This is a genomic window from Streptomyces klenkii, assembly GCF_003626645.1.
GTDB lineage: Bacteria > Actinomycetota > Actinomycetes > Streptomycetales > Streptomycetaceae > Streptomyces > Streptomyces klenkii.
This window is the reverse complement of record NZ_RBAM01000001.1, coordinates 813,638-826,072: the sequence shown is the minus strand read 5'-3', so window position 1 is coordinate 826,072 and position 12,435 is coordinate 813,638. Positions and strand designations below refer to the sequence as shown.

Here is a 12,435-nt window from a genome sequence, read left to right as displayed (position 1 = left end):
GGCGTCGCGACGTACGACCAGGGGCGTCGCGCTCCGCTACTGGAGCTTCCACTGCTGGGAGTCGAGGCCGTCCGCGGTGCCGCAGGAGGCGACCGTCAGCTGGCCCTCACCCTCGGGGGCGCCCAGGCACAGGTCGCCCTGCTTGCTGCGGATCGTGTACCAGCCGGGACGGCCGGTGGTGGCGCGGAACCGCCAGAGCTGGTTGTCGGATCCGGCGCCGTTCACCTGGTGCGACCAGGCGGTGCCGTTGGAGAAGTTGTAGTCGAGGACCCGGGAGTCGGCCCCGGTGAGGCCCTGCTGCTCGGTGTAGCGGCTCTCGATGAGGAAGTAGCCGTCGCCCTTGTCCCACAGGTGCCACTGCTGGTTCTGGCCACCGGTGTTGTGGTAGCCGTAGACCGGCGCGCCGCTCTCCTTGCGGTACGAGTAGAGGTCGGCCAGGTTGTTGTTCGCGTTGGTCAAGGTCGTGACCTTGTCGTGCCCCGGCCGGCCTCCATCCGTGCCCTGCAGGGAGCGGAAGACGGCGAGGGCCGCGTCGCGCCAGACCGCGGAAGCCGCGTCGCCCCAGGGAACGCTGCCGGAGAAGTCGCCGATCTGGACGGGGCCGCTGTCGAAGGTGTCGCCGTCGAGGAGCGGGCCTCCGCTCGCGCCACCGGAGAGCTCGGTGTCACCAGTGCAGGGTCCGCCACGGCCCAGGATCTGCGGTGGGTTGTCCGGCCCCCAATAAGGCTGCCTCACGCAGGTGTGAAACTGGTTGGAATTGGCGGGTATCCCCGCTATCACCACCTGGTTCGGCAGGGAGGTGATCCCGAACCGGTAGCCGGACGCGCCGACCTTGTCCTGGACGTGGGTGCCGTTCTGGGTGTTGAACGCCAGGAACGCGGTGTCGCTGCTCTGCTGGCCGGCACTGTCGCTCACGACCCCGACGGAGCGGAAGGTCCAGGTGCCGTACGGGGCGTGCTCGGTGCCGTCGGCGTCCTTGGAGTAGCCGGGGGTGAACTCGTACTGCGCGGGGATGATCCGGCCCTGCGTGTCGTGGGGGATGCAGTGGCGCGCCGTGGCGACGACGTCCTTGCTGTCGCTGGCGATCACATTGCCCGTGCAGGCGCTGCCCCACCTGGTGGTCCCGTCGGACCAGGCGATCCGGAGGCGGCCGGTGGTGGCGCGCAGCCCGGTTTCGCCCGGGGAGCCGGCCGCGAACCGGCTCTTCCCCTTCTGCTGCGGCGCCACAGCGGGCGCCTGCACGATCCGCCCGGCGTCCGGCCCCTTCGCTCTCGGCGGTTCGGCCCTCGACGCTTCGGCCCTCTGCGGTTCGGCCTTCGGCTTCCAGTCCGGCAGTTTCCCCGTGAACTGGCGCAGGGTGCCGTTCTTGTCGTGCTCGGTCCAGAAGGCACGCTGCTGGGCGTCGGTGGCCGTGGCCCGGGCATAGACGCCGCCGTCCGCCGTGCGCGGCGTGGATGCGGCGGGACCTGCGTCCGGGGTGGCGGCGTACACCTGGGCCGTGGGGAGAGCAGCGGCCAGGCCGACTGCGGCGAGCGCCAGCGTGACAACGTGTCTGCGCAACGGATGCTCCATCCATCTACGAGTGCGGGTGGTGGTGCCCGGACCGTAGGTGGATCAGTTCAACACTCGGTGGACAGCCATCAGCGACCAGCCCGCGGCGGCGCAGGGCGCGGGGCCGCCGCGGAGCAGTGACACAGCGTCAGCTCGGCGGCGAGCCGGAATCTTGTCGCCCGCAGCGCATTTATCGTTCGTTGAACTTTCCTTTACTAGTGGAGGACACACTCGTGGGAAACCTCGCACTCACATCCCTTCGTCACCGTCCCCCTCAGAAAGGACCGTCATGACACCCACGAGCGCAAAGCGTTCCTCGGCAGCCCGACGCCTCACCGCTCTCGTGGCATCCGCGGTGGTCGCCACGGCCGGCCTGCTGTTCGCCGGCGGCACGGCGCACGCAGACATCAACCCCGAGCACACGGCCATCTGGAACGACGAGCCCCTCTACGGGGACTGGCACCTGGACAACGGTCCCGCCCGGCTCATCATGCAAAAGGACGGCAACCTCGTCGTCTACGTCAACGGCAACCCCCGCTGGGCCAGCAACACCGTCGGCTGCGGCTACAAGGCCGTGATGCAGACCAACGGGAACCTCGTGGTCTCCGCGCAGGACGGGCACTCCTGCTGGTCCAGTGGGACCCAGCGGGGCGATCGCCCCTACCCGGTGAAGCTCTTCCTCGACCCCACTGGCGCCCTGGTCATCTACGGTGACAACGGCAGATGGTGCGAGAGCACAGCCCCGTACAGCACGCCTCTCTCCTGCGACGTGCTCTGGAGGTCATGACACCTCCGCTCACGCACCGGCCATCCGGTCGACCATGCTCGCCAGCGACCAGTGCGGCCGGGCGGCGAGCCGCGCCGCCGTCGTGCGCAGCAGTGCCGGGTGGCACCGGCAGGCCTCGGCCAGGGACCGGGCGGCGTCCGGTTCGTCCTCGATACGTGAGAGACCGAGCACACGGACGAGCAGGCCGAGTGCGTCGTCCGGGGAGAACGCCCCCAGGGCCAGCCACTCGGCGCCGGGCAGGAGCCCGGTGAGTGCCCGGCCGGTGACCAGGGCTCCGCATCCCGGATGCCGGGGAACCAGCGGGCGGATGGCGGCAAGGTCCCGCACGTCGTCGAGTACGACCATGACCCGGCACCCGTCGAGCGCTGCTTGGTAGGCCTCGGCCATGGCCGCTTCGTCGTCGGGCACGTCTCCACCGAGAGCCCGGATGAAGGCGGCGAGGATCTGGCCGGGACGTACCGGCAGCGCGTGCGAACCGGTCAGGCCGACGTAGAGCTGACCGTCGGGGTAGGCGTCGCGCAGCCGGTGCGCGACGTGGACGGCAAGGGCGGTCTTCCCGGTCCCGGCGGCTCCGTGGACGATCGCCGGCCGGTGGGTGGACCCGTCGGCGGGTGCCAGGGCTGACATGAGCCGAGTGGCTTCGGCGGTCCGCCCGGTGAAGTCGGCGATGTCGGGCGGAAGATGACACGGGCGTACGGGGCCGCGAGGCCCTGACCGGGCGGGTCCGGCGGGGGCGAGGCTGCCGAGGATCTCCTGGTGCGCCCTCTCCAGTTCGGGCGCGGGGTCGAGGCCGAGCTCCCCGGCCTGGTCCCGGGCCCGGTCGAGGACGGCGAACGCCTCGTCGCGCAGGCCGCTGCGGAAGAGAGCGAGGACGAGCAACGACAGCGCCTGCCCCGAGGCGTCCGGGGCTTCCGCCAGGGCGGCGATCTCCGGCAGCACCTCGGCGTGCCGGCCGCGGGCCACGTCGATGGACAGCCGGGCCTCCAGGGCTGCCGTGCGGCTGACCGTCAGCCGCTGCCGGACCCGCCCGGCGAGCGGGCCGGGCACTCCCTCCAAAGCAGTCCCGTACCACAGGTCCAGCCCCCGGGTCAGGAGAGCATGGGCAGCATCCAGATCACCCTTCTTGCGGGCTGCCGCGGCCGCCCGCACCGCGTCGTCGAAGCGGTGCATGTCGACGGCCCCGTCCTCGACCGACAACCGGTAGCCGTCACCGGTCTGGTGCAGGACGGCACCAGTACCGGCATTGGCACGGGCACTGGCATCGGCACCGGCACCGGCCGGCGAGAAGGCCGGCAGTTGACGGATGCGGTAGACATGGGTGGCCAGGACCCTCTTCGGACGGGCCGGCCACCGGTCATCGTCCTCTCCCCATACGGCGTGCAGGAGCTGGGTGGCCGTCAGCGGCCTGCCCCTGGCCGCCAGCAGCGCCGCGAGAACGGCCTGCTGCTGGGGCCGCCCCGCAGGAGACTCGCTGCCGTCCCGTCGTATGCGCAGCGGTCCCAGCGTCTGGAATCGAACCGTCACTTCCCGCCCCATGCCGGCCGTGTCACCACGGCATTCCGGATATCCGACATCTCATCACACGTACGTACTCCCGTACGCACTCCCCAGGGAACTTAGTCCGTGAGAGAGGAAGCAAGCCATGGAGACGCACACGGATTCCCTTGCGGAGTGTCGGCCGTCCGAGGCATCCGAGATGTCTGAGGCATCCGAAGCGTCCGAGGTGTCTGAGGCGTCCAAGACAACAGTGGCACCGGCATTCCGCTTCTCTCTGCTGGGCCCGGTCCGGGCCTGGCGTGACGGCGTGGAACTCCGCCTGGGCAGACCCCAGCAGCGCGAGGTGTTCGCCATCCTGCTCGGCGCCGCGCCGCGGACGGTGTCGCTGCCCCTGATCACGGAGGGTGTCTGGGACGAGGCGGACCGGCCGTCCAGGCCGGACCACTCCGTCCGCACCCACGTGTGCCGGCTGCGCGAGGTGCTGGGGCACTGCGCCGAGACGCCGCTGCTCGTGACCGTCGGCGACGGCTACGCGTTGCGCGTGCCGGCCGGCGCCGTGGACACCTGGGCGTTCGAGCGGGCGGAGGCGGAGGCCGGGCGCCTGCGGGCCGCGGGGGGCACGGCTGAGCAGGCCCGGGACGTCCTGGCGAGCGCGCTCGAACTGTGGTCGGCCGAGCCGCTGGCCGGCCTGCACGGCCCGCACGCCCGGGCGGAGCGGGACCGTCTCGGCGCCGTCCGGCAGTCGCTGCTGGAGGCCCGCCTGGAGCTCGATGCCGAGATCGGGGACCGGCCGGACCTGCATGCCGAGGCGGGCGACCTGGTCATCGAGTATCCGGCGAGCCAGCGGCTGCGCGGCGTCCAGATGCTCGCGCTCTATCAGACGGGCCGGCAGGCCGAGGCGCTGAGCGTCTACGAGGACACCCGGCGGTTCCTGGAGCACCGGCTGTCCCACCTCCCGCCGTCCGAGCGCAGGCCGTGCGCGGCCCTGCGGGAGCTGCACCAGCGCATCCTGCGCGCGGAGCCCATGACCGGGACCGGCGGGCCGGCCCGCTCGGCCCTCACCGCGGACGGCGTCCCGGGCGCCCACCAGCTGCCTCCCGGAATCGACGACTTCACCGGGCGGGGCGATGCGGTCGGCACTCTCACCGGCATGCTCACGCACCCCGGCGCTGGGCACCGTCCCGCACGGGCCATTGTGATCTCCGCCGTCAACGGCGTTCCGGGCGTGGGCAAGACCGCCCTCGCCGTCCACGCGGCGCGACAGGTCACCGAGCGCTTTCCGGACGGGTACCTGTACGCGGATCTGCGCGGCGCCGACCGCGAGCCCTTGGCCGTGCAAGCGGTCCTGGTGTCGTTCCTGCGCATGCTGGGCGTAGCCGACGGCGGGATCCCCTCCGACGGTGACGAACGCATCGCCCTCTACCGCTCGCTGATGGCGGAGCGCCGGGTCCTGGTGCTGCTCGACAACGCCGCCTCCGACGACCAGGTACAGCCGCTGGTGCCCGGGTCGGGGGGAAGCGCCGTCCTGGTGACCAGCCGCGCCCGGCTGACCGGCCTGGCCGGGGCGCTGCACCTGCGGCTCGACGTGATGCCGCCCGGGGAAGCGCTGGAGCTGCTGGGCCGGATCGTGGGCGAGCGGCGCTGCGCGGCCGAGCCCGAGGCGGCCGCGGCCGTGGTCGCCGCGTGCGGCTGTCTTCCGCTGGCCGTCCGGGTCGTCGCCTCGCGCCTGGCCGCGGAGCCGGGCACGCCGCTGTCCGACATGGTTCGCCGGCTCGGCGACGAGCACCGGAGGCTGAGCGAGCTGTCCACCGGCGAACTCGCCGTGGAAGCCACCTTCGAGCTCTCGTACTCCAAGCTGTCTCCCGAACAGGGCCGCGCCTTCCGGCTGCTGTCGGCCGTGGAAGCGCCGGACCTCGGCCTGCACTGCGCCGCCGCACTCCTCGGCCGGGACCCGGAGACCACCGAGGACCTCCTCGAGTCCCTGGTCGACCTCAATCTCGTGGAGTCCCGGCGGATGGGCCGCTACCACTTCCACGACCTGGTACGGGTCTTCGCGCGGGCCAGGAACGCCCGTGACGGCTCCCCCGCCGGGACGTCCGGGGCCTTCGCCCGGCTGCTGGACTTCTGCCTGGCCACCGCGCGTGCCGCGGATGCGGCCTCGCACTCCGTGGACCCCGCCGAGCGCCGGCTCATCGACGTGCCGGTGACCGCGGCCGGCCTCCGCTTCGGCAGCGCGCAGGCGGCGACGAACTGGATGCACGAGGAGATACCCGTTCAGCGGGCGCTGATCGACCGCGCCTGTGCGGACGAGTCCCTGCCGCTGGCCCAGGCGGCCGACCTCGTGGACAAGCTGAACAACGTCCTGCCCGGCACTGCCCACCAGACCGGCGTGATCGCCCAGGCCGGGAACGTCGCCGCGGTGGCGGCGGCGCGCGGCGACCGGACGTCCGAAGCCCTCGCCCGCTACGTGCGCGGCAACGCCCTGTGGCACGCGAACGTCTTTGCCGAAGCCGAGTCCGAGCTACGGCGCTCGATCGCGCTGTGCGACGACGCGGGCGGTACGGGCGACGCGGGCAGGGCGGGCGACGCGCGCGACGCGCGGCTGCGCGGCTGGGCCCATCTCACCCTGTGCGCCGGCGCGCGCGTCGGCGGCCGGACCGACGAGGCGGTCGAGCACGGCGAGGCGGCCGTGCGGCTCTTCCGCTCCTCGCGCGCCGGGACCGCCGAGGGCACCGCACTGGGCGAGCTGGCGTTCAACTACGCCCGGCAGGAGCGACTCGCCGAGGCCCGCGCCGCGGCCGAGCGGGGCGCGCGCCTGGTGGGCCGGGAGCCGTCGGTGTCCAAGGCGATCGGCCTGTACTACCTGGCCCGTGTGCTGCGGCTGTGCGTCGACGTGGGCGAGGCGCTGCACCGCGCCCAGGAGGCGCTGGAGCTGTTCCGTTCCCTGAACGTGCCGGCATTCGAAGCGGCTACGGGCGCCCTGATCGCCGACCTCCACGTCCAGGCGGGCCGGCACCGCCTGGCGGCGGATGTCGCCGAGACCTTCCTGCCCGTGGCCCGCAGGACGAGCGGCATGCTTGAGGCGAGCCTGCTGCGGGCCCTCGCCCGCGGCCTGGACCACCTCGGCCAGCGCGCCAGGGCCCGCACCTGCCTGGAAGCCGCGCTCGGGCTGTTCGAGCAGCGGCAGGCGCAGGCGGACGCCGACCAGACGCGCGCCCTGCTCGCGGACTTCGGGTCAGAGGGAAGCCCCCGGTGAGAGGGACGCCTCCGGTGAGACGGAAGCCTCTCGGGATGGGGAAGCCTCGACGACGGCTGTTCCGGCAAGGCGAGCCCTGCCGTGTGCGATATGGCAATGTCCCCTCGCGGGAGGGGACATTGCGGACTACTTGCCGCGTACCTTGCGGCCCTTCGGCGGCTCGCATTCCTTCGCGGCCGCGATGAAGGGCTTGAGCGCGTCGTGGAGCTTATTCAGCGAGTCGGGCCCCAGCTCGATCTGGTAATACTGGACAGACGGGATCAATCTGGTTTCGAATTCGCTGCTTCCGTCCTCATCATCCTTCGCGGCCCCGACCCGCACTTCCATCCCTGGGACTGCGAACGTGTGCAGGTGAACATCCCCGGTCACGGTCGGATCGAGGTCGTCGTAAGCTTCGACCTTCACCCATGTCTCCTGGGTGATGGACTGGTCTCCTACCGTCAATGTTCTGCCTCCCTTCCGCACGCCCGGCTCGCCTCGCCGCGATTCGTCTACCTCAATAAACCTGATGCCCATCAGCGCCCCTTCTCAAGTACGACCAAATCCTAGCCGCTGATGGGGAGTTGCACTCAATCGGGAAGACGCCGGGAGGCTTTACCGGTCCCGGATATCCCTTAACTTCCGTCTCCATGGGACATGGGTGAGTCGGCGGTTACGGATGCGGGCGCAAGTGCGAGTGCGGCTGTGGGTGCGAGTGCGGGTTCGTACGATGCGGACGGGCGGGCGAAGGCCAGGAAGTTACCAGCCTGCACCGTAACGCAGTCGGCCGGGCCGCGCCCCACCCCTCCCCGCCCGCGCTCGCGCGGGGGCCCGGCACGGTGGTGCCGGGCCCAGGCTCAGGGGATGCACCGCCGGCCTGCCGGTCGGTCGCATTCCCCTGGGGGGCATTCCCGGGGGCAGTATTCCCCGGAGGTCAGCAGTAGAGGTTGCCGCCCGGAGCCGTACCCAGCAGCTGGGTGAATCGCTGGTAGCTGCTCACCCGGCTCTGCACCTGGGCGGGGTTGCGGCCGTTGCACTCCGCGGCGCCGTTGATGCTGCGGATGGTCTCCCCGAATCCACGGCTGTTGACGATCGCGTCGTGCGGCGTCATGGTGCCGGGGCCGCGCTGGGTGTTCCAGTACCACAGGGCGGTCTTCCAGGAGACGGCCGCGTCGGTCTGGACGAGCGACGGGTTGTTCAGCAGGTTGATTCCGAGGGCGTCGCCCGCCGCCTTGTAGTTGGAATTCCAGCTGAGCTGGAGCGGACCGCGGCCGTAATAGGCGGCCTGCCCGGCCGGGCAGCCGTAGGGCTGGTTCCAGTCGCAATAGTGGGGATAGTTGGCCGTGTTCTGCTCCACGATGTGGACCAGACCCCCGGTCTCGTGGTCGACGTTGGCCAGGAAGGCCGCGGCCTCCTGCCGCTTGACCTGGTCACTGCCGGTATCAGCGAATCCCGGGTACGCGGCCAGCGCCGCGATCAGCCCGTTGTACGTGTAGAAGGGGTTCCGGCCCGGGAACATCTGCTGGAACTGGGCCTCCGTCACGGGGAACTTTCCGGTTCCCGGGTTCCCGCCTCCCTGGCAGGTGTACGGGTCCCAGTACCACGTGCTGATGATCGGGTCGTAACCGGGGTTTTCGTGCTCGGCGATGTAGTACTTGCCGTCCGTGTACCGGACGACCATGCCCGTCGGATACCAGGTGCCGGCAGCCCAGTTGGGCGCATTGTCGCACGGGCCGGCGGCGCTCGCCGTGCCGGACGGCACGAGGAGGACCGTACCGATCAGAGCCAGTACGGCCAGCAGCAAGGTGACGAAGCGGTTTCTTCTCACGGCAGCTCCCATGGGGTCGGATCGCTGAGGTGACACTCGCTTGCTCAGAGCGCGATGAGGCCGGCGGAAGGCGCTGCGGCCGTCGCCCTTGCGCAGTGAATAACTCTTCAACTTCGTTGTCAATAACATGCATCATGCGCGGCCAAACCAGGTGCATTTGGCAATCGATTCCGGACAACTGTCCCTACGGGGACTTGCGTCGACGTCGTCCCGCATGGCACTCATGGACCGAAAGACGGACGCGTGCCGAAGAAATGCCGCTGTCCTTCGACTTCCTGACCGGCGAGCCGTGACGGCTCCGTAATGCCGGTTTCCGGGGCGCTCACTCCACGGGTTCGTTCATGGAGTGCACCCGCCCGCCATTACCCCTGAACGAGGAGACCCCATGCGTGGAAGCAGAGCTGCGCGCTCCGCAGCCGTCGTCCTGGCCGCCGCGGCCACCGGAATTGCCGTCGCCGCGGGACCGGCGGCCGCCGACGTTCCGATCGGCCAGCCGATGAACGGAAAGATGACCTACTACACCGACCAGGGATACGGCGCCTGCGGAACGGCCATCGACGCGAACTCCCAGGACCTGGTCGCGGTCTCGCCCGCGTGGTGGACCTCCGCCAATCCCAACAACGACCCTCTCTGCAAGGGCATATCGGTCGAGGTCAGCTACAACGGCAAGACCATCAGGGTGCCGGTGCGGGACAAGTGTCTCTCCTGCGACCGCACCCACATTGACCTCGGCCGGCCGGCCTTCCAGAAGCTGGCACCGCTCGACCGGGGTGTCGTGAACGGCATCACCTGGAAGTTCGTGCGCTGAGTCCGGAGGCCTTCCCCGGCAGCGGAGCCCGTCGCCATGACGATGTTCTCGGCGGCGGGCTCCTCCGGGCGCCCCGGCTGCTGGGCGCCCCGGCCACCGAGCCTTACCGAGCCATCCTGCGGAATTGGCCCACCTGCGCCAGTGGCCCAAGTGGGCCGCTTTCCCGTATGGCGCGGGGCCGGTCGTTGCGATGAGATTCCGGTGTCCGGTGCCGAACCACTACCCGTCCTGTACTTCCTGCACGGCAACGGCAGGCCTGCCGAACCGGAGTTCCGGGTCGACTGACCCGCCCGCAGCAGCCCCGGAATCCTTCGAAGGGAAAGACGATGTCCCTCGGGAAATGGTCAAGACGTACGAGAACGAGCGTGCTCGGCGCACTCGGCCTGATGGCCGCGCTGCTCACGGCGGCACCGCCCGCCAGTGCCGCCGTGCCGGCGTTCGAGCTGCGTCCGCTGGTTCCGGCCGGCGCGGATTACGAGAAGCGGCTCAGGGCCGAGGTCGAGTACTGGACCCTGGACAAGATGGCCGCCGCCGGCCTCAACCACGAGAACCAGGACGCGGCCCCGCCGCCGGGAGGCTGGGACGATCTCAGCAAGCCGTGGCCGCGGAAAGCCGGGCTGATCTCCCGTACCGCCGGCAAGATCTTCCTGGAGACCAAGGACCTGGACAGCGGTGCCGTCGACCGGTCCACGTGCTCCGGCAACGTAGTCTCCGGCGCCAACGAGAGCACCGTTCTCACCGCTGCGCACTGCGTGCGCGTCCACACCCCCTTCGGCATGGGGTGGGGGAACACGATCGTCACCAACATGGTCTTCGTGCCGGGGTTCAACGGGGCGAACCTCCCCCGCCACACCACCAGTACCGCACTTCCCGGCAAGGACATCGCGCCGTACGGGGTCTGGGGCGTGACGCGCGAGTTCTTCACCAACACCTGGAGTCAGAGCGCCGACTGGCTGCTCGGGCACGACATGGCCGCGATCCTGGTGGACAACCCCGACGAGCCGCGGCCGATCGCCCAGGTCACCGGCGCCCAGCGGATCGCCTTCGACCAGCCGCAGAACCAGCAGCACCACGTATTCGGCTACCCCACCATCAACGAGCGGAACTACTACCGTCCCGGCAACGTGCCCTCGGGCCTCCAGCGCATGTTCGACGGCCGTTCCCTGATGATGGCGCAGGGCGCCTCGCGGGCGGACCCGGTCTACTACAGCGACGTCATGCGCGGCGCGCTGTCACCGGGGACCAGCGGCGGCCCCCTGCTGGCCGGCTTCGACCCCGCCACCGGCGAGGGCGTCCAGGTCGGGGTCTTCTCCCGCTACGACGACCCGGGGCAGATCATCGGCATCATCGGCTGGTTGCAGGGACCCAACCTGAGCTCCACCCACCTCGGTGCCGAGGAGCAGGCCGTGTACGACTACGCCCAGTCGGCCGACCCGGCGGGCGGACCGTCGTCGGCCGGCGCGCGCACGTCTTCCGCGCACACGGCCGGGCCCTCAGGCGCCGCGCCCCGCGGCACAAAGGGATGACGGTAGGCGAGAGGAACTACGCCCACGCGATCCGTACGGCGGTGACGTTCGTGCACGACATCGACGCTGCCGACGGCCGCACATCCTTCACGTAGGAGCAGCTGGACCTCCGAGCGCGGTCGATCGCGACCGCGCTCCTCCAGAGGTACGTTCCGGGCGATCGCGCGCTGCTGCTCCACCCCGAGGGACCGGAGCGCGTCGTGGCGTTCCTCGGATGCCTGTGCGCGGGCGCCACCGCGGTTCCCCCGCCGAGCTGTACACCGCCGACGAAAACGGACGCAATCCAGCGCCCTCCGCTGCCGCCCCGCTGGTCAGGCTGCTGGCCGAGACGCCCGAGCACCTCTACCGCGTCCCGGTCGGCCGGACCGGCCCCTCCCCCGCCTAGCCGACGAGTAGGGCCACCCGACGCCCCCCCGTTTGCCGACGTTGACCAGTTGCTCAGTTGATCGGCTGCTCAGTCGATGCTGGTGTCGCCCTGCGCTTCGAGGATCTTGCGCAGCCCTGCAGTGACCTGTTCGCGCTCCTGGGGGGCGAGGACCGACACGATGTCCGTATAGCCGCGAAGGTGCGCCGCGATCGCCTCGTCGGCGACGGCCTTGCCATGCTCGGTGAGGCGGACCTGTACCGAGCGCCGGTCGCTGCTCTCACGTACCCGCTCGACCAGGCCCTTGGCCTCCATGCGGTCGACGCGGTTGGTGACGGCGCCCGCGGTGACCATGGCCGCCTTCAGGAAAGCGCCGGCGCTGAGTGTGTAGGGCGGACCGGAGCGGCGCAGGGTGAAGAGGAAGTCGAACTCGCCCATGCCCAGGCCGTGTTCAGCGCACAGCCCCTTGAAGTGCCGCTCGAAGATGTTCTGCATCCGCAGGACGCGGCTCATGAGCTCCATGCCCCCCAGCTCATCCGCCAGGTCAGGGCGCTCCTTACGCCACTGCTCGGCGATCAGATCCATCGCGTCGGCCATGCCGTAACTCCTCATCGGCGCTCATCCGGACTCAACCGTTTCAAACCTAAAAGACTTGACCGTAAAAGACAAGCGTGTTTTTATTTCATGACTAAGAGACATGGTCGTGAAGTACATGCTTGGAGCCCCCATGCCACCTGCTTACGACGAGGTCGTCACCCGGCCTGAGCCGGTCGGGCTCACCACCGATCCACCGATCCACCGATCCACCTGCAAGGAGAGCCATGCCCAACCTCGTCGCG

General features: G+C 70.3%; 10 protein-coding genes and 1 pseudogene. 6 read left to right on the top strand and 5 right to left on the bottom strand.

All coding sequences use genetic code 11. The annotated features are described in order from the left end of the window. Window positions 1–36: 36 nt before the first annotated feature. Window positions 37–1,560 (bottom strand): RICIN domain-containing protein, encoded by a 1,524-nt coding sequence (locus D7231_RS02860; protein ID WP_120753276.1) that lies wholly within the window; start codon window positions 1,558–1,560, stop codon window positions 37–39. A 334-nt stretch (window positions 1,561–1,894) separates the two neighbouring features. On the opposite strand from D7231_RS02860, the gene D7231_RS02855 reads away from it, so the two are divergent. Then, complete coding sequence (locus D7231_RS02855; RefSeq protein ID WP_158673711.1) at window positions 1,895–2,338, top strand: hypothetical protein; 444 nt, start codon at window positions 1,895–1,897, stop codon at window positions 2,336–2,338. Window positions 2,339–2,347: 9 nt separating this feature from the next. Here D7231_RS02855 and D7231_RS02850 read toward each other — a convergent pair whose 3' ends face one another. After that, a complete protein-coding gene (locus tag D7231_RS02850; RefSeq protein ID WP_158673710.1) occupies window positions 2,348–3,862 on the bottom strand; it encodes an AfsR/SARP family transcriptional regulator in 1,515 nt (504 codons plus the stop codon). A gap of 223 nt (window positions 3,863–4,085) precedes the next feature. On the opposite strand from D7231_RS02850, the gene D7231_RS02845 reads away from it, so the two are divergent. Continuing rightward, complete coding sequence (locus D7231_RS02845; RefSeq protein ID WP_158673709.1) at window positions 4,086–7,091, top strand: AfsR/SARP family transcriptional regulator; 3,006 nt, start codon at window positions 4,086–4,088, stop codon at window positions 7,089–7,091. A 126-nt stretch (window positions 7,092–7,217) separates the two neighbouring features. On the opposite strand, the gene D7231_RS02840 is transcribed toward D7231_RS02845, so the two are convergent. Beyond that, window positions 7,218–7,496: a hypothetical protein gene (locus D7231_RS02840; protein ID WP_147449674.1), complete on the bottom strand. Its 279-nt coding sequence runs from the start codon at window positions 7,494–7,496 to the stop codon at window positions 7,218–7,220. Window positions 7,497–8,004: 508 nt separating this feature from the next. Then, window positions 8,005–8,910 (bottom strand): chitinase, encoded by a 906-nt coding sequence (locus D7231_RS02835; protein ID WP_120753271.1) that lies wholly within the window; start codon window positions 8,908–8,910, stop codon window positions 8,005–8,007. Window positions 8,911–9,283: 373 nt separating this feature from the next. Between D7231_RS02835 and D7231_RS02830 the strand changes: the two genes are divergently transcribed. The 4 genes and pseudogenes from D7231_RS02830 to D7231_RS36410 all read left to right on the top strand — a co-directional run bounded on the left by D7231_RS02830 (window position 9,284) and on the right by D7231_RS36410 (window position 11,617). Continuing rightward, window positions 9,284–9,706: a cysteine/serine endopeptidase inhibitor gene (locus D7231_RS02830; RefSeq protein WP_120753270.1), complete on the top strand. Its 423-nt coding sequence runs from the start codon at window positions 9,284–9,286 to the stop codon at window positions 9,704–9,706. A 365-nt stretch (window positions 9,707–10,071) separates the two neighbouring features. Then, window positions 10,072–11,232 carry a trypsin-like serine peptidase gene (locus D7231_RS02825; protein WP_120753269.1) on the top strand — a complete coding sequence of 387 codons (1,161 nt, stop codon included), beginning with the start codon at window positions 10,072–10,074 and terminating at the stop codon, window positions 11,230–11,232. A gap of 101 nt (window positions 11,233–11,333) precedes the next feature. Next, window positions 11,334–11,417 (top strand): annotated as a pseudogene (locus tag D7231_RS38415) (hypothetical protein); the annotation flags it as partial. A gap of 29 nt (window positions 11,418–11,446) precedes the next feature. Continuing rightward, window positions 11,447–11,617, top strand: a complete 171-nt coding sequence (locus D7231_RS36410) for a hypothetical protein (protein ID WP_158673708.1) — start codon at window positions 11,447–11,449, stop codon at window positions 11,615–11,617. Between the two features lie 69 nt (window positions 11,618–11,686). Here the strand turns inward: D7231_RS36410 and D7231_RS02815 are convergent, their stop codons facing one another. Then, on the bottom strand, window positions 11,687–12,193 hold the full coding sequence (locus D7231_RS02815; protein ID WP_120753267.1) for a MarR family winged helix-turn-helix transcriptional regulator: 507 nt from the start codon (window positions 12,191–12,193) through the stop codon (window positions 11,687–11,689). Window positions 12,194–12,435 lie beyond the last annotated feature (242 nt).